The 19,675-nt window shown below is 68.6% G+C and carries 13 protein-coding genes; 3 read left to right on the forward strand and 10 right to left on the reverse strand.

Features of this window, described 5'->3' with window-relative positions; genetic code table 11:
- Positions 1-6: 6 nt before the first annotated feature.
- A complete protein-coding gene (locus LO787_RS12070) occupies positions 7-453 on the forward strand; it encodes a hypothetical protein (RefSeq protein WP_232496073.1) in 447 nt (148 codons plus the stop codon).
- 247 nt (positions 454-700) lie between these two features.
- Here LO787_RS12070 and LO787_RS12075 read toward each other — a convergent pair whose 3' ends face one another.
- From LO787_RS12075 to LO787_RS12085, 3 genes are all read right to left on the reverse strand, one after another.
- Positions 701-1,582 carry a transglutaminase family protein gene (locus tag LO787_RS12075; protein ID WP_232496074.1) on the reverse strand — a complete coding sequence of 294 codons (882 nt, stop codon included), beginning with the start codon at positions 1,580-1,582 and terminating at the stop codon, positions 701-703.
- 121 nt (positions 1,583-1,703) lie between these two features.
- Positions 1,704-4,181, reverse strand: a complete 2,478-nt coding sequence (locus LO787_RS12080; RefSeq protein ID WP_232496075.1) for a circularly permuted type 2 ATP-grasp protein — start codon at positions 4,179-4,181, stop codon at positions 1,704-1,706.
- Positions 4,182-4,397: 216 nt separating this feature from the next.
- Positions 4,398-7,766, reverse strand: a complete 3,369-nt coding sequence (locus LO787_RS12085; protein ID WP_232496076.1) for a transglutaminase family protein — start codon at positions 7,764-7,766, stop codon at positions 4,398-4,400.
- Positions 7,767-8,032: 266 nt separating this feature from the next.
- Between LO787_RS12085 and LO787_RS12090 the strand changes: the two genes are divergently transcribed.
- Positions 8,033-10,210, forward strand: coding sequence for an RNA degradosome polyphosphate kinase (locus tag LO787_RS12090; RefSeq protein ID WP_232496077.1), 2,178 nt, complete (start codon positions 8,033-8,035; stop codon positions 10,208-10,210).
- Between the two features lie 230 nt (positions 10,211-10,440).
- Positions 10,441-11,949 carry a Ppx/GppA family phosphatase gene (locus LO787_RS12095; protein ID WP_232496078.1) on the forward strand — a complete coding sequence of 503 codons (1,509 nt, stop codon included), beginning with the start codon at positions 10,441-10,443 and terminating at the stop codon, positions 11,947-11,949.
- 278 nt (positions 11,950-12,227) lie between these two features.
- On the opposite strand, the gene virB11 is transcribed toward LO787_RS12095, so the two are convergent.
- Genes virB11 through LO787_RS12130 form a run of 7 tightly spaced genes read right to left on the reverse strand, consistent with a single transcriptional unit; the run spans position 12,228 to position 19,596 of the window.
- The gene (gene virB11, locus LO787_RS12100) at positions 12,228-13,268 is read right to left on the reverse strand and encodes a P-type DNA transfer ATPase VirB11 (protein ID WP_232496079.1); all 1,041 of its coding nucleotides are present in this window, start codon (positions 13,266-13,268) and stop codon (positions 12,228-12,230) included.
- Between the two features lie 6 nt (positions 13,269-13,274).
- On the reverse strand, positions 13,275-14,369 hold the full coding sequence (locus LO787_RS12105; protein ID WP_232496080.1) for a TrbI/VirB10 family protein: 1,095 nt from the start codon (positions 14,367-14,369) through the stop codon (positions 13,275-13,277).
- Positions 14,370-14,373: 4 nt separating this feature from the next.
- Positions 14,374-15,264 (reverse strand): TrbG/VirB9 family P-type conjugative transfer protein, encoded by an 891-nt coding sequence (locus LO787_RS12110; RefSeq protein ID WP_232496081.1) that lies wholly within the window; start codon positions 15,262-15,264, stop codon positions 14,374-14,376.
- On the reverse strand, positions 15,261-16,514 hold the full coding sequence (locus tag LO787_RS12115) for a TrbL/VirB6 family protein (protein WP_232496082.1): 1,254 nt from the start codon (positions 16,512-16,514) through the stop codon (positions 15,261-15,263). Before LO787_RS12115 ends, LO787_RS12110 begins: the two co-directional genes overlap by 4 nt.
- A 5-nt stretch (positions 16,515-16,519) precedes the next feature.
- On the reverse strand, positions 16,520-18,937 hold the full coding sequence (locus tag LO787_RS12120) for a VirB4 family type IV secretion/conjugal transfer ATPase (RefSeq protein WP_232496083.1): 2,418 nt from the start codon (positions 18,935-18,937) through the stop codon (positions 16,520-16,522).
- Between the two features lie 31 nt (positions 18,938-18,968).
- Positions 18,969-19,250 carry a VirB3 family type IV secretion system protein gene (locus tag LO787_RS12125; RefSeq protein ID WP_232496084.1) on the reverse strand — a complete coding sequence of 94 codons (282 nt, stop codon included), beginning with the start codon at positions 19,248-19,250 and terminating at the stop codon, positions 18,969-18,971.
- Between the two features lies 1 nt (position 19,251).
- Entirely contained in the window at positions 19,252-19,596 is a 345-nt protein-coding gene (locus LO787_RS12130) for a TrbC/VirB2 family protein (RefSeq protein WP_232496301.1), read from the reverse strand.
- Positions 19,597-19,675 lie beyond the last annotated feature (79 nt).

The raw sequence follows: 19,675 nt of genomic DNA on the forward strand, positions 1-19,675 counted from the left end.
CCCGCCATGTACAAGTACGTCGACCGCCCTCTCAGTGGCCTTGATGAAGGCTGCCGGTTCCTCGTCTGGTCCATGCGCGCATGGGTCACGGCGATCGGGCACAAGCGCTGTCCGGCCCAGCTTCTGGCCCCCGCTTTCGCGCGCTGGCGCATGATCGGCGGCCTCCAGCCGTTCCACCGCGCCATGGTGCTGCTGAACCGCGACGCCCTCGATACGCTGGCGTTCTGCCCGATGGGATGCAGCCACGTTTCCGAGCACGAGGCGGTGATTCTCGAACTCATCACCTCCCTGCGCGACCGCGGCCCCACCGCGACTCGCGAAACGCTGGATCTGGTCGTGGCCGAGGAAAGCGTGGGCGACATGCTCGATACGCTGTCCAAGATCGGCGCGGCGCTCGCCATCGCGGGGATCTTTCCGGGCGAGCCGGTGGCGAATCCCGGCCGCAGCCACTGAATGTAGCGCGATTCGCGCAGAGTGGAGTCGGGCCGCGCTAGATAGGCGCTGACGCGGTCCGGCTTCACTCTGCGCGAATCGGCAATTCATCGCTTATCCTTTCGTCATTGCGAGCGTAGCGAAGCAATCCAGCGTGGCGGGCCGACCGTGGATTGCTTCGCTACGCTCGCAATGACGAAGAGATGGATGCGGACCTCGTGTCCCGCCCCGGCCAGCGGTCCCGGATCAGGTCCGGGACGACGTAAGCTCAATCCAGCGGCGAGACATCCACCGAGAAGAACATCGCCTGCTCCGACGCGCCCCGGAACCGCCCGTCGAGCGGCGCCACGTCCGCATAGTCGCGGCCCATGCCGAGGAAGATATGGTCGGTGTCGGCCAGCTTGTCGTTGGTGGGGTCGAAGCCCACCCAGCCCAGTTCCTCGCCGCACCACAGGTTGACCCAGGCGTGCATGGCGTCGGCGCCGACCAGCCGCTCCTGTCCGGGCGGTGGCAGCGTGCGCAGATAGCCGCTGACGTAGGCCGCCGGGATGCCGTGGGCGCGCGCGGCGATGATCATGATGTGGCTGAAGTCCTGACAGACCCCGTGCCGCCGGTTGAACGCCTCGATCGGCGGCGTATCCGTCTCGGTGGCGTCCGAATCGTAGGTGAATTCCGAATGGATGGCGGACATCAGCGCGCGGCCCGCCTCCATCACCGGCATCGCCTCGTCCAGCAGCGCGCCCGCCCAGCGTGCGATCTCGCGCTGAGGCTGCGCGATGGGCGAGGCGAAGATGTACGACGCGGGGGCGAGGTCGGAGAGATCCGGCTTCTTCATCGCCCGCTCGCGCAGCTCGGCGAGGCCTGGCCCGGCGGCGTCCTCGACGAAGAACGGCAGCGGCTCCACTTCCACGGTGAAGCGGCTCTCGATCTGGATCTGCTTGGTGGGTTCGCGCAGGGCGAAGCGGGCCTCGTTGACGTGATAGCCGCCCTCCCCCAGCACCACCTGCGCGGGCGCGGGGTCGAGCGTCAGCTTGTAGTCGCTCACCACCTGCCCGTTCCACGACGCCGGGCGCAGGCGCACGTTGAACTGCGCCATGCTGACCGCATGCGCGTATTTCAGCGTGTTGATGTGGCTGACGGAGTAGCGCATCAGGTTTCCTTCACGCCCCTCGTCATTGCGAGCGGAGCGAAGCAATCCAGCGTTGCGCGTGCCGCTGGATTGCTTCGCTCCGCTCGCAATGACGAGGATGGGATGGTCAGGTTGAGCGCCATTACAGCAGCGTCGTGCGCCTTTCGGCGTCCTCGTTGTCGAGTTGCAGGAAGTACCGCTCGGAAATCGCGTCGGACAGGGCGAGAAGCTGCGCCTCGATAGCCTCCAGCCGTTCGGGCGTCATGTCCGGTGCAAGCGCGGCCTGAAGCTCTCCCAGCAGCGCGCGAGCGGCGCGCAGCGGGGGCTCGGGGATGTTGTCATCGCGCGAGGACGGCAGCGCGGACAAGTGCGCGACGATCTCAGCCACCTGGAACACCAGCGCGCGCGGGTTGTCGGGATCGAGCAGGACGAGGTCGCGCACCGGGTTGGCGGAGGGGCCCGTCAGGTAGCGGCTGCGGTAGATGATCTGGCTGTCGCAGAGGTCGAGAAGCAGCCCGAGTGCGATCACGTCGCCCTCCTGCGTCAGTCGGCGGGCCATGCGGCAGATCGCCTGCGCGCGCTCCAGCCGCTGCCCGATCTCCAGGAAGCGCCACGCGGCGGAGCGCACCATGTTTTCGGAAATGAGGCCCGCCAGCGCGCTGAAATGCTCGGTCAGCCAGCGCGCGCTCGACAGCATGGACTGCGGGCGGTCGACGTTGATCGAGGGCATCGGGCGGCTGACGATGCGCCAGAAATCGCGGGCAAGGCGTTCGCGCAGGCCCATGCCCGCCTGCTGGCGGCGACGCATCAGCGCGGCGACGCCGCCCGGAAGCCGCGTCTCGGTGAGCGCGCGGGCGCAGATCTTGGCGATGGAGAGCTTGGCGGTCGGGGCCTCTATCGCGCCGCCTTCCACCAGCAGCGCGGCAAGGCGGGGCAGCGCGGCGTTTTCGTGGTCCACCGCACCGTCGCTGTCCGCCGGATTGGCGAGGATCGCGCGCACCACCCGCACGGTCGCCTCGGCCCGTTCGTTGTAGCGGCCGAACCAGAACAGGTTGTCCGCCGTCTGGCTGGCGAGGATGCCGCCCCCGCGCGAGATCGGCGGCTCCCCCGCCACCCGGCTGCCGAGGTGCGCGGCGGCGGGCTTGTCGTCCACCACCCACAGGTCGGCGGACAAGTCCCCGTCGCCCATCAGCGATGTCGGCAGCGCGGTGCGGGACGAGAGGCGCGCGAAGCCGCCGGGCATCACCGTCCAGCCGCCGTCGGCGGTGCGCGCCACGAAGGCGCGCACGGTGAAGGGGCGCGGCACGATCTGTCCGTCGATGATCGCGGGCGTGGTGGAAAGGTGGACGATCTCCTGCCCGCAATAGTCCATGGGCCGCCGCCACAGCGCCTCGATCAGCGCATCGCGGGTGTCGCAGTCGAGGCTGGCCCCGGCGACGGGATCGCGGCTGGACAGGCCCTCGACCGGCTGGCCGAACGCGGGCAGCAGCGCCAGTTCCTCCAGCCGGGCGGCGACGGTGGAGCTTTCCACGGCCTGCCCGCACCACCATGTCGCGACGTTGGGCAGGATCGGCGCCTCGCCCAGCAGGGTGCGGCACAGGCGCGGCATGAAGGCGGCGAAGGCGGCGGACTCGAGCACCTCCACCCCCGGCCAGTTGACCATCTCCACCCCGCCGCCCGCCCAGGCGTCGAACAGGTTGGGCACGCCCAGCTGCGACTTCGCATCGAACGAGAGCGGGTCCATCGCCGTCGTGTCGATCCAGCGCCACACCGCGTCCACGCGCTTGGGCCCCGCGATGGTGCCGACGTAGAGTTTCTCGTCCAGCACGGTCAGGTCGCGCCCCTCGACCAGCGGCAGGCCGAGATAGCGCGCGAGGTGCGCCTGTTCCGCATACGTCTGGTTGAAGCGGCCCGGCGTCATCAGCGCGATCCGCGGATTCTCGCGGCGGCAGGCGGCGGTCATGCCCTCCACCATGCGCGCGAAGAACTCCGACAGGCGGCGCGCGTGGGCGTCGGCCAGCAGGTTGCCGATGGCGCGCGACATGGCGAGGCGGTTCTCCAGCGCATAGCCGATGCCGCCCGCCACGCGCACGCGGTCCTGCAGCACCCGCCACTGCCCGCGCGGGCCGCGGGCGAGATCGGCGGCGTAGACGTGGACGAAGCGGCCGTTCGGCGGCGTCCGCCCGATCATGCGCCGCGCGAAGAACGGGCTGCCCGCGACGACGGCGGCGGGGAGATAGCCGTCCGCCACCAGCTTCTGCTCGCCGTAGATGTCGGTGGCGACGGCCTCCATCAGCTCGGCCCGCTGGATCAGGCCGCGCTCCACCTGTGCCCATTCCTGCGCGCCGACGATGAGCGGCATGGCGTTCAATGGCCACGAACGCTCGTCCTCGTCCCCGGTCTGGCGGAAGGCGAGGCCGAGGTCGGCGGCATGGCGCGCGGTGGCGTCCTGCAGGGCCGAGGCATCCCCGTCCGTCGCCGCCGAGAGCCCCGCCGCGACCTTGCGCCAGCACTCGGCCACCGGACGACTGGCGTCCCCGAACAAATCCCCGCGCGAGGCGGCGGCGGCGTAGCCGTCCAGCCAGCTGGCGGCGGGGGCAAGATCGGGGCGGGTTACCATGGCATGACGCGCTTCCCCTCCTCCTCGATGGGGGAGGGATACGAAGGCTTGAGAGCGTAGCGAACTAGTCGAAGTTGGGCGGGGGTGAGAGGCCTGGCGCGACGCTGCTTCACCCCCATCCAAGCTTCGCTAGCCGCTGACGCGGCAAGCTGCGCTATCCTTCCCCCATCAAGGGGGAAGGCGGCATCGACTTCGGAATACCCCTTCGACATCGCCCTACATTAGCCGCGACGGCCGCCTGAGGTCGAGAGTGTAGGGAAATTCGCTCGGCAGTTCCTCTGCGGGCACCGGAAGCGGCCCCGGCGAGTGGCCGTGATCCTGGAAACGCGCCTTGCGCCGCGCCTCGGCCTCGTAGTCGTTGACCGGCACGGTGTCGTAGTTGCGCCCGCCCGGATGCGCGACCTGATAGACGCAGCCGCCCAGCGAGCGGCCGTTCCACAAGTCGTAGATGTCGAAGGTCAGCGGCGCATGCGGCGGCAGCATCGGGTGGAGGCTCTCGGCGGGCCACCACGCCTTGTAGCGCACGCCGCCGACGCCCTCGCCATGGCCCACCTTGGTCAGCGGCACCCGGCGACCGTTGCAGGTGATGACGTGGCGCCCCTCGACCAGCCCGGTCGCCTTGACTTGCAGACGCTCGGTGGAGCTGTCCACGTAGCGCACGGTGCCGCCGATCGCACCGGTCTCGCCCAGCACGTTCCACGGTTCGAGAGCGTGGCTGATCTCCAGCGACACGCCGCCGCCCTCGACCTCGCCGTGGACCGGGAAGCGGAACATGCGCTGCGCCTCGAACCACGAAGGGTCGAAGTCGTAGCCCGCGCGCCTGAGGTCGCCCAGCACATCGAGGAAGTCGGCCCACACGAAATGGCCGAGCATGAAGCGGTCGTGCAGCTGCGTGCCCCAGCGGACCAGCGGGCCTTCCACCGGCTCGCGCCAGAACCACGCGGTCAGCGCGCGCAGGAGCAGTTGCTGGGCACAGGACATGCGGCCTTCGGGCGGCATCTCGAAACCGCGGAACTCGACGAGGCCGAGGCGGCCGGTCGGGCCGTCCGGACTGAACATCTTGTCGATGCAGATCTCGGTGCGGTGGGTATTGCCGGTCACGTCCACCAGCAGGTTGCGGAACAGGCGGTCCACCACCCACGGCGCGGGCTGCTGCATGTGCGGGCCGGGCACCTGCGCCAGCGCGATCTCCAGTTCGTAGAGCGCGTCGTGCCGCGCCTCGTCGATGCGCGGGGCCTGGCTCGTCGGTCCGATGAACAGGCCGGAGAACAGGTAGCTGAGCGAGGGATGCCGCTGCCAGTAGGTGACGAAGCTCTTGAGCATGTCCGGGCGGCGGATGAACGGGCTGTCGAGCAGCGTCGGCCCGCCCAGCACGATATGGTTGCCGCCACCGGTGCCGATGGAGCGCCCGTCGACCATGAACTTGTCGGCGGTCAGCCCGATCTCGCGCGCGCAGTCGTAGAGCGTCTCGGTGATCTCCACCGTCTCGCGCCAGCTGGTGGAGGGGTGGATGTTCACCTCGATCACGCCGGGATCGGGCGTGACCTTGAGCACGGTGAGGCGCGGGTCCGGCGGCGGAGGATAGCCCTCGATCCGCACCGGCAGCTTCAGTTCCTCGGCCACCACCTCGATCGCGGCGACGAGTTCGAGGTAGTCCTCCAGCCGCTCGGTCGGCGGGATGAACACGGCGAGGTAATCCCCGCGCGGCTCCACCGTCACGGCGGTGCGCACCGCGCCCTCGATGATGTCCTGCTCGACCACCGGCCCGGCGACGCTGCGCGGCTCGGGCACCGTCTCGAAGCGCTGGCCCGCCAGCGTCTCGCGCGTCTGCGAACCGCGCTCGATCACCTGACGGCGGAAGTCGGCCAGCGGCTCGCGCGGCTCGGCGGTGTCGCGCGGGTGGATATAGGGGAAGTCCGATGGCCCGACGTAAGGCAGCGAGCCCAGCGGCAGGCGATAGCCCAGCGCGGAATCGCCCGGCACCGCCGTCAGCACGCCCTTGCGCACGCGCCAGTACTCGCTCTTCCAGCGCGGCGCGGAGGCATCGCGCGCATTCCAGCGCTGCACCGGCAGCACGAAGCCGACCGGGCTGTCGACGCCGCGCCGGTAGGTGCGACGGAAGCGGCGCGCCAGTTCCTCGTCCTCGATGGACGGGTCCATCGGCGTGGTGTTCACCGGCAGCTCGTCCTCGCGCAGCATCCAGACGCCGCGATCCTCGTAGACCGGCTGCACGAAGTCGCTCTCCAGCCCCAGCCCCTCGGCCGTGGCGGCAAGGAGGTTGGCGGCGGACAGGACATCAATGCTGGGCACCGGATCGGGATCGCCGCCCTTCTCCAGCGGCTTCTCGCCTGCGACCAGGCTGTCGTCGCGCCAGATCGGCTGGCCGTCCTTGCGCCAGTAGATCGAATAGCCCCAGCGCGGCAGCGTCTCCCCCGGATACCACTTGCCCTGCCCGTGATGGAGCAGCGATCCCGGCGCGAACTTCTGGCGCAGCAGGCGGATCAGCCGGTCGGCGTAGGCCGCCTTGGTGGGGCCGACGGCGGCGCTGTTCCACTCGGCCGCCTCGAAATCGGTGGCGGCGATGAAGGTCGGCTCGCCGCCCATCGTCAGGTTGACGTTCCAGGCGTTGAGGTCGGCGTCCACCTTGTCGCCGAGTTTCAGCAGGTTTTCCCAGCGCTCGTCGGTGAAGGGCTTGGTGATGCGCACCGCTTCGGCGATGCGGCTGACGTTCATCTTGAAGTCGAAATCGACCTCGGCGGGCTCGGCCATGCCCTCGATCGGGGTGGCGGAGCGGTAATGCGGCGCGGCGCACAGGGGAATGTGCCCCTCGCCCGCGAACATGCCCGATGTCGCGTCGAGCGCGATCCAGCCCGCGCCCGGCACGTAAGCCTCGGCCCATGCGTGAAGATCGGTCACGTCCTCCAGCACGCCGACAGGGCCTTCCTTGGGCAGCACGTCGGCCACCAGCTGGATCGAGTACCCCGACACGAAGCGCGCCGCGAAGCCCAGCCGCCGCAGCAGCTGCACCAGCAGCCACGCCGAATCGCGGCACGATCCGATGCCGACCTTCAGCGTCTCCTCAGGCGTCATCACGCCCTGCTCCATGCGGATCACGTAGTCGATGCGCTGTTGCAGGCGGCTGTTGATGTCGACGAGGAAATCGACCGTGCGCCCTTCGTAGTCTGCATGTTCGGCGACCAGCGCCTCGAACAGCGGGCCCTGCTCCTCGACCTCGAAATAGGCGGAAAGGTCCGCCTTCATCGCGGGCGAATAGGCGAAGGGATATTCCTCCGCATCCGGCTCCACGAAGAAGTCGAACGGGTTGATGACCGCCATTTCCGCCAGCAGGTCCACCTCTATCGAGAAGTGGTCGACCGGGTCGGGGAACACCACGCGCGCCAGCCAGTTGCCGTGCGGGTCCTGCTGCCAGTTCAGGAAATGCTCGGGCGGGCTGATCTTCAGCGAATAGTTCGGAACCTCGGTCCTGCTGTGCGGCGCCGGGCGGAGCCGGATCACCTGCGGGCCGAGACGGATGCGCCGCGAATAGCGGTAGCGGGTGAGATGGTGCAGGGCTGCCTTGATCATCGTCGGGGAATGTGCGCGAAACCTTGCTGCACTGCAACGATGTTCAATGGTGATCTTATCGGAGGTCGCGTCCTGTCGAATCCCCATCCCCACTTCGTCATTGCGAGCGCAGCGAAGCAATCCAGCGGCCCAGACCGGCATAGGGGCTGACCATGGATTGCTTCGCTGCGCTCGCAATGACGAAGCATGGCCGAATTGGCGTACACCCTTCCCCCGACTGCCGCACTTGTGTCATCCTGCCGTGCGAAGACGATCGAGTGAATACCATGGACATGCTGAGCACCACCGAGCCCGCCGAAACCGGCACTGCCGAGGCCCCCGAGGATCTCGCCACCCTGCCCTCGCGCTACTTCAACCGCGAACTGAGCTGGCTGGCCTTCAACGAGCGCGTGCTGGCGGAAGCCTGCAACCCGAACTATCCGCTGCTGGAGCGGCTGCGCTTCCTGTCGATCTCGGGCAACAACATCGACGAGTTCCTGATGGTGCGCGTCGCCGGTTTCCACGCGCAGGTGCGCCGCCAGATCGAGGAAATCTCGATGGACGGCCTCACCCCGTCGCAGGCCATCGCGCTGACTCACGACAAGGTACTGGAACTGGAGCAGATCCAGCAGGACACCTGGTCCACCCTCAAGACCCAGCTGGCCGAAGCCGGCATCGTCGTGGTCGGAGAGGACGACAAGCTCGACCGCGAGCGTGAGAAGTGGCTGCGCGAATACTTCATCGAGCATGTCATGCCGGTCATCACCCCGCAGGCGATCGACCCCGCGCACCCGTTCCCCTTCGTCGCCAACCAGGGCATCGGCGTGCTGTTCTCCCTGACGCGCGAGGCCGACGAGGCCCCGGTGATGGAGATGGTGCTGATCCCCGCCCCGCTCCCGCGCTTCGTGCGCATCCCCGGAGAGGAAGCGGCGTGGATTTCGATGGAGGACATCATCTGCCGCAACACGGCGGAGCTGTTCCCCGGCTTCCGCTTCAACGGCCACGGCGTGTTCCGCATCCTGCGCGACAGCGACATCGAGATCGAGGAAGACGCCGAGGATCTCGTCCGCTACTTCCGCACCGCGATCCAGCGCCGCCGCCGCGGCCTCGTCATCGTGCTGCAGTTGCAGGGCAAGTTCGACCCGGCGGCCGAGGAACTGCTGCGCACGCAGCTGGGGCTCGACAAGGCCCTCATCATGAAGACCGAGGGCATCATCGGCTTCTCAGGCCTCTCCGCCATCTGCGACGAGGACCGGCCCGAGCTGAAGTTCGAGCCCTACAGCCCCCGCTATCCCGAGCGCATCCTCGAACACGACGGCGACATCTTCGCGGCGATCCGCGAGAAGGACATCGTCGTACAGCATCCGTATGAGAGCTTCGAGGTCGTCATCGACTTCCTCCGGCAGGCCGCGCGCGACCCGGACGTGGTGGCGATCAAGCAGACGCTCTACCGCGCCGGCAAGCAGTCCGCGATCATCTCGGCGCTGATTCAGGCCGCCGAACAGGGCAAGTCCGTGACCGCCGTGGTCGAACTGAAGGCCCGCTTCGACGAGGAGCAGAACCTCCTCTGGGCCAGCCAGCTCGAACGCGCGGGCGTCCAGGTGATCTACGGCTTCGTCGACTGGAAAACCCACGCCAAGGTCTCCGCCGTGGTCCGGCGTGAGGGCGGCTCGTACCGCACCTACTGCCACTTCGGCACCGGCAACTACCACCCGATCACCGCGCGCGTGTACACCGACCTGTCCTACTTCACCGCCGACCCGGCAGCAGGGCGCGACGTGGTGCGCCTGTTCAACTTCATCACCGGCTACGTCGAGCCCAAGAGCCTTGAGATGCTCTCGGTCTCGCCGATCTCGCTGCGCCCGACCCTCAACGAGTGCATCGACGCCGAGATCGCCAACGCGGAAGCGGGCAGGCCCGCCGCGATCTGGGCCAAGCTCAATTCGCTGACCGACCCGCTGCTGATCGACCGGCTCTATGCCGCCAGCCGTGCGGGCGTGGACATCGACCTCGTCGTGCGCGGCATCTGCTGCCTGCGTCCCGGCGTTCCCGGCCTGTCGGAGAACATCGCGGTGAAATCCGTGATCGGCCGCTTCCTCGAACACGCGCGCATCTGGGCCTTCGCCAACGGCGCATACCTCCCCAACCGCCGCGCCAAGGTGTTCATCACCTCCGCCGACGGCATGAGCCGCAACCTCGACCGCCGCGTCGAGGTACTGCTGCCGATCCGCAACAAGACCGTCCACGATCAGGTGCTCGATCAGGTCATGCTGGCGAACCTGCTCGACAGCGAACAGTCCTGGGATCTCGCCCCCGACGGCACCTACGACCGCGTGGGCGAAGTGGAGAACCCCTTCAACCTGCACCGCTACTTCATGACCAACCCGTCGCTCTCGGGCCGCGGCGCGGCGCTGGATAGCGGCCGCAAGGTGCCCAAGCTCTCGCTGAGGCGCGGTAACATCTGACGCCTCTCGTCATTGCGAGCGTAGCAAAGCAATCCAGCGTAGCTCTATGCCGCTGGATTGCTTTGCTACGCTCGCAATGACGACGCAGGGCAACGTCACCCCCGCCCACGCCAGCGCGACCATCCGTTTATTTGCAGCGGACAGAGCGACCCGCCGCACTTCACCTTGCGCCTGCGCCGCTCTAAAGAGCGCCTCGCAACCTCACCCCCCTGTGGTAAGTATTGACCAGAATGATCGGCATCAGCCAGTCCAGCGCCCGGCGCGCCATCATCGACATCGGGTCGAACACGGTACGCCTCGTCGTCTACAACGGGCCGCCGCGCGCGCCCGTCGTGGTGCTTAACGAGAAGGTAAACGCAAGGCTCGGCAAGGACTTGGGCCGCACCGGCGCCATCGGCGAAAAGTCGATGCGCACCGCGCTCGCCGCGCTTTCCCGATTCGCGACGCTGCTACGCCTGCTCGGCGTGGACGACATCGAATGCGTCGCCACCGCCGCCGCACGCGATGCCTCCAACGGTCCCGAATTTCTCGAAGCCGTGCGCGGATTCGGCCTCGCCCCGCGCCTGCTTTCGGGCGAGGAGGAGGCCCGCGCCAGCGCCACCGGCGTCATCGCCGCCTTCCCCGGCGCGCGCGGCATCGCGGCGGACCTCGGCGGCGGCAGCCTCGAACTGGTAGAGATCGACGCTTCGGCTCCGGGCGGCATTGCACCCGGCGGCATCACCCTGCCCTTCGGCACCCTGCGCCTCCCGGACCTGCGCGCGCTCGGCCAGCAGAAGTTCGCCGCCGCCGTGCGTGACGGCCTTGCCGCGCGCGGCTGGGGCGTGGGTGAGCATCACGGCGGGCGTGGCATGCCCCTCTACATCGTCGGCGGATCGTGGCGCGCGCTGGCGCTGGAGGCCATGCGCGTGCTCGACTGGCCGGTGGACGATCCCCACGGCTTCGAACTCGCCCCGTCCGAGGCGATGCACCTCGCCCGCCAGTTCGCCAAGGCCAAGCTGGAGAACCCGGACCCGCGCATCTCCGCCTCCCGCCTCGCCACCCTGCCCGACGCGGCGGCGCTGATGGCGCAGCTGGTCGGCCAGCTGCACCCCTCGCGCCTGATCTTCTCGTCATGGGGCCTGCGCGAAGGGCTGCTGCACATGCAACTGCCGGAGAGCATCCGGAACGAGAGCCCGATGCTGGCGAGCGTCACCGACTTCGCCCAGAGCGCCCGCGTCAGCGCCGAGGACGCGGTGCGCGTGGCTAACTGGACCGCCCCCGCCTGCACGCAGGCGCAGGCCGACGCCGACTTGCGCAAGGCCGCCAGCCTGCTCGCCCTCGCCGCGATGCGCACCGAGCCCAACATGCGCACCGAAGAAGCGCTGACATGGGCGCTGCGCAAGCGCTGGATCGGCCTCGACATGCGCGGGCGCGGCATGATGGCGATGACCGTCTTCGCCAACTCCGGCAACACCGCGATCCCGGCGGAATTCACCAAGCTCGCCAGCAAGCCCGACCTCGACCGCGCCATCGGCTGGGGCCTCGCCGTGCGCCTCTGCCGCCGCCTGACCGGCGGCGTCGCGGGCGGCATGGCGGCCACCTCGCTGGCGGTGGAAGGCGACACGCTGGTCCTCACCATCGAGGACGCCGCGCGCCCGCTTTATGGCGCGAGCAACGGCAAGGACGTGAAGGCGCTGGCCGACTGGCTGGGGCTGGCCTGTCGCGTGCAGGATGCGAGTGGAACCGCAATCGAGGCCTGAGAATACCGCGTCGTCCCGGACCTGCTCCGGGACCGCTGGCCGTGAACGGCCCACCTGCCAGAGATGCGCCTCGCCGAGGGGGCTTCGACAAGCTCAGCCTGAGCGGGTTTAGAGAGCCAAACGATTCGTCATTGCGAGCGTAGCGAAGCAATCCACCGTCGGCCCGTGCCGCTGGATTGCTTCGCTACGCTCGCAATGACGAAGTATAAGAAACCAAGGCGTTTCCGTTCAGGCTGCGCCCGTCGAAGCCCCCTCGGCAGCGCGCACCCTGCGCCGCCTCAAACCAGCGTCGCGCTCTCCGCGATCGCCGAGATCCCGCGCTTGCCGCCGCTGCGGTCTAGCTGGACCACGATGTCGATCACCGAGGCCGCATATTCCAGCGTCTCGGCGCGGGTCAGGCCGATGCCGGTCTGCATCGACATCAGCGCGATCTGCTCCAGCGCGCCGCGCGGCGTATTGGCGTGGACGGTCGAGAACGAGCCGGGGTGACCGGTGTTGATGGCGCGCAGGAAGCTGACCGTCTCGGTGCCGCGCAGCTCGCCCAGCACGATGCGGTCGGGGCGCAGGCGCAACGCCGCCTGAAGCAGGTCGTTGGCCGAAACCTTGGCCTCGCCCAGTTCGCCCTTCACCGCGATGAGGCCCACGCCATTGGCGCCCGGCAGGCGCAGTTCGGCGGTGTCCTCCACCAGCACGACGCGCTCATGCTCGGAGATTTCCGAAAGCATGGCGTTGAGGAAGGTGGTCTTGCCGGTCGAGGTGCCGCCCGAGATCAGGATCGTGCGGCGGCGGCGGATGGCGTCGCGCAGGAAGGCGATGGGCTCGGCCATCGGATCGGGCGTCGGCTCCTCGACGGGCGCGGCAATGGGGCCGCGGTCGTAGGCGTCGAGCGGCAGTTCCAGCAAGCGGTGCCGCCGGATCGCCAATGCCCAGTTCGCGCGTGTCGCAGGCGGGCCGACCAATTGGATACGCGCGCCGGAATGGCCGCCGTAGGCAGGCAGCGTGGCCGAAAGCAGCGGATGCTCGCGGTTGATGCCCTGATGGCTGATCCGCGCGACCTGCTCGGCAAGGCGCTGGAGCAGACGGTTGTCCATCTGCGGCAGGTCGATGCGCTGCATGCCCGCAAGCGCCGCGTCCTCCACCCAGATCTCGCCGGGACGGTTGACGAGGATTTCGGTCACCGTCTCCTTGTCCAGCCACGGGCGCAGCGGCGCGAGATAGGCGTCAAGGTAGACGCTGCGGGCTTCCGCCACCGGCATGTCAGCCACGGGGATGCCAGCCACGACGGGCGCGTGCGGCTGAAGGGACAGGATATCGGCCATGATCCGTCACTGAACCGAGCTGAAGTCCAGATCCTTGGCGGTGAACACGCGGATCGGTTCGCCCTGGCGCACGCGGATCGTCGGACCGATCTGCGAGCCGCTCTGCACCGCGGCCGACGCCGCCGAGTTGCCGCCGCCGACGATCACGCTCGCCCCGCCGGTGCCGATGGTCGACAGGCCACCGACGACCGAGAGCAGCATGGCCGAGCCGAAACGCTCGAAGAAGTGGCTGTTGACCTTGCCCGGCAGGCCGGTCTCGCCGCCGAAGGCGATGGCGGGCGAGCCGAGGTTGACCGAGACGCCATCCGGACGGATCACGCGGCTCCAGATCACATAGGCGCGCTTCTGGCCTGCGGTCAGCCCGCTCTTGTACTGGCCGATCAGGCGCGACGAACGCGGGATCAGCACGCGCTTGCCGTCGAAGCTGCGCACGTCGGTGGAGACGATGGCGCGGACGTAGCCGGGCACGTCGGTGTCGATCGCGGTTTCCAGCACGGCGGGGATCAGGGTGCCCTGCGTGACGGTGGTGGCAGGATCGAACGAGCGCGCCGCCGATGCGGTGGAGCCGGTGCCGCCGACGCGGGCGGCGAAATCGTCGTTGGCGTTGCCGCCGCTCTTGGCGGCCTCTCCGGCGACACCCGCCACGGGCACGGCGGCACCGGTGCTGGCGTCGAACACGACGGTCGGGCTGGCGGCACGGTTGGCCTGCGGCAGCGCGCCAGGCACCGCGTTCGGGTCGGCGGCGAGCACCGGCGCAGGCGCGGGGGCCGGGAGCGGCGCGGGCATCGCAGCGGGAGGGGTCACAGGCGCGGGCACAGCGGCGACGGGCGCAGTAATGGCAGGCTGCGGCGCCGGGGTGGCGGGCATCCCGGCAGCAGGACCGTTGCGCGCCGAATCCATCGACCACAGCGTCAGCCCGCCGAGCGCCGCCACGATCAGCACGCCTGCGGCAAGGCCGAGACCATCCGCCTTCTTGCGCTGAGAGACCTGCGGCAGAACGCTGCGGGTGGCGAGGTCGATGACCTGCGCACCCTCACCGTCACGCGGATCGTTGGCCGCGTCGGGAGCGAAGCGTTCGCGCATGGAGGAGTTCGGCGCCATGGATTCAGTTCCCCTGTGAAGTGGGCGCGGTGGTCGGCACGAGTGCCGGGGTGGTCGCCTGAGCGGGATTGGCAGCGGGCGTGTTCGCGGCAACCGCCGGAGCGACCGGAACAGCAGCCTTGGGCGCAGGAGCGGGCCGCGAGGCCATCGGGCGCGAGTTCACCAGTTCGGCGCGCGCCTTGCCGGAGCGCAGGACCAGCGTGTCCGGCACGTCGTCGATCACGATCGTCGCGCCGCGCACGGCGTAGTTCACCGGCCCCTCGTCGCCCTTCTCGTTGGTCGTCAGGATCGCGGGGACCGGCGACTTTTCCGGCCACAGCAGGTAGGTGGACGTGCCGTCATCGTAGATGCGCGAGGGCATCAGCTTCTCCGCACCCACGCGCTTCCACGCGAAGTTCAGCGCGGCCGCGTCGGCAGGAACGGCGGCGGGATCGCCCAGCGCCAGTGCCTGTTCGGTCGGGTCCAGCGCGGCGACGGCGGTGGGCGCAGTCGTCGGCTCGACCTTCTTGGGCTCGTCCTTGTAGGTGAAGCGCAGCATGTAGAGCGGCTTCGCCTTGGCCGAGGCGACAAGATCGAAGAAATAGGTGTGGCGGTTGGTCACAACCGTCATGTTGGTGCGCGCGGTGGCTTCCAGCGGCTTCACGAAGAGCAGGTCGGCCCGCTTGTTGGGCGTGATCTGCCAGGCCTGCGAATCGCCGACCGCGACGTTCTCGATCGCCTCGCCGTCACCGAAGGCGATGGTCGCCTGCACCCCGGCCTTGCCGTCGATGCGCACGACCTCGTTGTCGCTGAACATGTGGGCGACAAGGCGGTCGTCCGCCCGGGCCGGTGCCGCCAGCGCGAGGGCCATCAGGCTCCCCGCAAGCGCCACATTGCGCAGGGTTGCGCGGGTCATCGTGTCTTCTCCTTCGCCGGCAGCTTGCCGGTGTCGTTCGAGGCGCTGCGGAACCGCGAGCCGATGCCCTTGGCCCGCGTTGCCGAATCGCTTTGACGCAGAGGTTCGATCCCCCCGCCCACGACTTGCGTTACCACGGTTCGCCGGTCGCTTGAACGCATCGCGCCCTCGCCGCCCTGCACCGTCGCGCCGCCAGCGACCGCTGCCGCAGCGGCGGCCGATACGGTCGAGGTGCGGCTCTGGAAGGCGGCCGGGGGCGGCACTGCGACGCTGGTCGAAGCCGGAGCGGCGGCCTGTCCCTGCGGCGCATCGCGCTCCCGCTCGGAAGCGCCGAGGCCGAAGACCTGCCAGCCGGTCACCATCGTCGCGGCGACCTTCACCACCATGACCATCAGCGCGACGTGGACCGAGGCGACAAGGAAGAAGGCCATCGCGCCGCGTCCGTCGATCTCCCCGGCGTTCGCGTTCTGGACGAGGCCCGAGATAATCGGCACCAGCAGTTCGAGCGTGATCCCGCCGCCGAGCACCACGAACAGCGGCGTCACGGCGGTCAGCACGACGCCGCGCAGCCAGCCTGCGGTGAGGCCCTTGGTGCCGCCGAACAGCGCCATGACCACGAAGATCGGGCCGAGCGCGAGCAGCACGGCGAGCGCGATGCGCGCGGTCAGCAGCACGCCCACAGTGCCGAGCAGCAGCAGCAGCGCGCCCATCCACATCACGCTTTCGGGCGTGAACAGCCCGCCCGCGCCCTTGGCGGCGACAGCCGCGCCCGCAGCTCCGGCAGCGGCTTCACCGCCGCCTTCGCCGGTCCCGCGCGAGGTCGCTTCGGAAATGTCGTTGATCGCCGAGAAGACGATGTCGATGCGGTCGCCGAACAGCTGCGTCGCCGATCCCTTCGCGCCCATCAGCACGCCCGCGATCCAGTCCGGCCCTCCGATGGCGAGGTTCCAGACGACGCCCTGATAGGCGATCCAGCTCGTCGCGAAGGTCAGCACTACACCGAGGCGCAGCATGCGCGGGGAAAGCGCCGAGATGCCGAGATTGGAGCGCCCGGTCAGCAGCGAGAACGCGAAGAAGGCGATGTAGAGCGTCAGCAGGATCGTGAGCACCGGGGCCATCGTGCCCCCCGCCCCGAACAGCCGCCCGAAAGCGCCCGCCGCCATCTCGTTCGCCACGCAGTCGACCGCGCGCAGCGCCGGGGCGACCCCGGCGGAAGCGACTTCGGTAAGCTGTTCGCAGGCACTTGCCATCGGGCTTACTCCGCCGCCGCCACCCAAGGCGCGTCTTCATCCAGCTCACCCGGCCACTGCATGCCGGTGAGCACCGGATACCAAGCCTCGGGCGCATCGCCGTAGCGTTCGCGAAGCTGATCGAGCTTGCGCACGGTGCTTTCGCGCCCCGACAGGACGGTCAGCACCTCGGGCATGCCCGAAAGGTCGAGGCGCACCACGACCGAGGCGTCCGACTGGCGGATCAGGAAGCAGCGCGAATGCGCGGGCAGCGTGCGGATGACGTCGAGTTCGTGCTGCGACAGGCCGAAGCCTTCGCAGTAATCCTCCGGCCGCGCGCGCGAGTTGGGCATGAACACCATCGTCGCGGTCTGCTCGACGAGCGCGGTCGCGATCTTGCTGTCCAGCGCATCGCGGGCGGACTGCGTCGCGAAACCGACCAGGGCGTTGCGCTTGCGCAGCGTCTTGAGCCAGTCGCGGATGCGGGCGGCGAAAACCTCGTCGTCAAGCGCCTTCCAGCCCTCGTCGATCAGGATCATCGTCGGCTCGCCGTCGAGACGCTCGTCGATGCGGTGGAATAGGTACATCATGACCGGCGTGCGCAGGCGCGGGCTTTCCAGCAGCGCGGTCATGTCGAAGCCGAGCACGCGCTGGCTCAGATCGAGACGGTCGTGTTGGTTGTCGAACAGCCAGCCATGCTCGCCACCCTGCAACCAGGCATCGAGGCGCGAGGCGAGGTCGCCCGGCTCGGGACGGCGTGCGCCCGCCAGCAGTTCGCGGAAGTGCGAGAGACGGCGCAGCGACGGGTCGTTATGGTAGGCCGCGTCGACCGCGTTGGCGATCGTCGCAAGTTCCTCAGGCCCCTTGGCGGCAAGCAGCACACCCAGCCAGTCCCGCAGGAATGCGCGGTTGTGCGCGGTGTCGGGCAGCGAGAGCGGGTTGAAACCGGTCGGGTGGCCAGCAGCGACGCGGCTGTAGTTGCCGCCGATACCGCGCAGGAACACTTCGGCGCCGCGGTCCTTGTCGAACAGGATCGTGCGGGGCGCGAACTTCTGCGCCTGTGCGGCGAGGAAGTTCATGACCACGGTCTTGCCGGAACCCGACGGACCGATGACGGTGAAGTTACCGAGGTCGCCCTGGTGGAAGTTGAAGAAGAACGGAGTCGAGCTGGTCGTGGCCAGCAAGGTGACCGCATCGCCCCAGTGGTTGCCGCTCGCCTGCCCCATCGCGAAGCCGTGGAGGCTGCCGAAACAGGCCATGTTGGCGCTGGAAATCAGCGCGCGGCGCACGATGAAGCTCTCGTTGCCGGGAAGTTGGCCCCAGAACGCGGGTTCGAGGTTCACTTCCTCGCGCACCGCAACCGCGCCCGCATCGGCGAGCGCAGCGGCGCACATGGCGGTCACTTCGTCGAGATGGTCGAGCGAATCGCTGCGGACCAGAACCGAAAGGTGGTGGTCGCCGAAACCGACCGAGCCGGTGCCAAGCGCATCGCGCGCGGCGGACATCTCGCGACGCTCCGCCACGGCTTCCTCGTCGGCGCTGCGCAGGCGGCGGATCGAGAGATCGATGCGCTCGCGGGCGATCTGGCGGTCCGCAGGCGCATAGCTCTCGGTCAGGACCAGTTCGCAGGGCAGGCGCAGCAGCGCGTCGGTAAGGCCCGGCGCGGTCGAATCGGGATAATCCTTCAGGCTCACGATCGAGCCGAACGTGCCCCCGGTCGCGCCGCGCAGTTCCATCGCGTCCATGCCGAAGCTGATGCGACGATATGGCAGCATGTGACCGATGTCGGTCTCGTCCGAGGGACGGCGCACCGGGCGCATCTCGCCATTGTAGAGCGCGGAAAGCAGTTCGAGCACTTCCGAACAGCGACCGGCAGGCGCCTCGTAGTCGCCCAGCAGGCGCGCGCCATAGGCGCCGAGCGAGGCCACCATCGCCGAAGCGGCGGCGCGCAAGGCACGAATGTCGCCGGGATCGGCCTCGACGTTTTCCGAGCCCTTGTTCTTCATCAGACGCGAAAGCTTGTCCGCCCAGCCCGCCTTGCCGCGCGCGGGACGACGCACCAGCGTAATGAACTGGTCGTTGACGAACAGCGCGCCGGAACCCGTGCGCTCCCGCCAGCGCGCATCGATATGCGCGGCGAGCGGATCGTCGAACTGCGCCGCCATCTCGATCTCGACGCGGCGGCGGATGACGTGGTGATACAGTACGAAACGCGCGTCGAGCGAGGAGCGCAGCAGCACTTCGCGCGTGGCGACGTGGGCGTTCAACTCGTCGCTGTCGGCGGTCTCGAAGGCCAGCCCCGGCACCATGAGCGAAAGCATGACGGAGCCGTCGCGCAGACGCACCACGTTCTCGTCCACAAGTGCCGCATAAGGCAGCCGGTCACCGGCGAGCACCTCCTTGGCGCCCCACCCCTTCAACGGCGATTTGAAGCTCTTGGCCATATAAACTGTCGTCCCCCGCGCGCGTCAGTCGTTACGGCGCGTAGCTGTTGCAGCCCCATCGCTGCCAGTTGGCAACGCGGGGGCACTTGCTGACCTTGGCGATCCACAGATCGAACACCCGCGGCTCGCGCAGGCACGCGAGATAGCCGATGCCGTGGATCACCAGCATGACGGGCAGCGTCCAGAAACTCTTGGTGATGAGGAAGATCTCGGTCACCAGAGCGAAATTGATGATGAAGAAGCTGTAGGTCACGCCCGCGAACATCTGCGGGCGGGTCAGCGCGCGATGGACGGGATAGCGGGCGAGAGTCATCTCAGCCTACCGCCGCCGACTGGATGCCGGTGACGATCGCACCCGCGCCGAACAGGATGAACACGCCGATGATGACGGTCGCGCCGAAACGCCAGTTCATCCGGCCGGTCAGCATCATGAAGCCGACGGCCGCAACCGCCATGACCGCGACTGCAGTAGCCACGTTGCCGAGCAGCGTGCCCTGCAGCCAGCCGAGCGCCGCGACGATCGGGCCGGAACCTGCGGGGTCGGCGACAACTGCCTGGGCCTGCGCGAGAGAAGGAGCCAGAAGCGCTGCGAATGCGCCCAGTACCGGCAGCAAACCGCGAGAAAAACCGCTGCGAATATATGCGTATCGAATCACCATGCCCTCCGTATGAGCGCGAAGTGCGTTATCATGATGACATGAGTGTGACGATGGGACGGCAATTCCGTCCATCATGAGA

Source organism: Novosphingobium kaempferiae, from assembly GCF_021227995.1.
GTDB classification, from domain to species: domain Bacteria; phylum Pseudomonadota; class Alphaproteobacteria; order Sphingomonadales; family Sphingomonadaceae; genus Novosphingobium; species Novosphingobium kaempferiae.

What these genes read in the sequence shown, in the direction of transcription:
- LO787_RS12095 (WP_232496078.1), top strand. Translation starts at nt 10,441, where the DNA reads ATGATCGGCATCAGCCAGTCCAGCGCCCGGCGCGCCATCATCGACATC.
- LO787_RS12115 (WP_232496082.1), bottom strand. Translation starts at nt 16,514, where the DNA reads ATGGCAAGTGCCTGCGAACAGCTTACCGAAGTCGCTTCCGCCGGGGTC.
- LO787_RS12090 (WP_232496077.1), top strand. Translation starts at nt 8,033, where the DNA reads ATGGACATGCTGAGCACCACCGAGCCCGCCGAAACCGGCACTGCCGAG.
- LO787_RS12105 (WP_232496080.1), bottom strand. Translation starts at nt 14,369, where the DNA reads ATGGCGCCGAACTCCTCCATGCGCGAACGCTTCGCTCCCGACGCGGCC.
- LO787_RS12085 (WP_232496076.1), bottom strand. Translation starts at nt 7,766, where the DNA reads ATGATCAAGGCAGCCCTGCACCATCTCACCCGCTACCGCTATTCGCGG.
- LO787_RS12110 (WP_232496081.1), bottom strand. Translation starts at nt 15,264, where the DNA reads ATGACCCGCGCAACCCTGCGCAATGTGGCGCTTGCGGGGAGCCTGATG.
- LO787_RS12070 (WP_232496073.1), top strand. Translation starts at nt 7, where the DNA reads ATGTACAAGTACGTCGACCGCCCTCTCAGTGGCCTTGATGAAGGCTGC.
- LO787_RS12125 (WP_232496084.1), bottom strand. Translation starts at nt 19,250, where the DNA reads ATGACTCTCGCCCGCTATCCCGTCCATCGCGCGCTGACCCGCCCGCAG.
- LO787_RS12120 (WP_232496083.1), bottom strand. Translation starts at nt 18,937, where the DNA reads ATGGCCAAGAGCTTCAAATCGCCGTTGAAGGGGTGGGGCGCCAAGGAG.
- LO787_RS12130 (WP_232496301.1), bottom strand. Translation starts at nt 19,596, where the DNA reads ATGGTGATTCGATACGCATATATTCGCAGCGGTTTTTCTCGCGGTTTG.
- LO787_RS12080 (WP_232496075.1), bottom strand. Translation starts at nt 4,181, where the DNA reads ATGGTAACCCGCCCCGATCTTGCCCCCGCCGCCAGCTGGCTGGACGGC.
- virB11 (WP_232496079.1), bottom strand. Translation starts at nt 13,268, where the DNA reads ATGGCCGATATCCTGTCCCTTCAGCCGCACGCGCCCGTCGTGGCTGGC.
- LO787_RS12075 (WP_232496074.1), bottom strand. Translation starts at nt 1,582, where the DNA reads ATGCGCTACTCCGTCAGCCACATCAACACGCTGAAATACGCGCATGCG.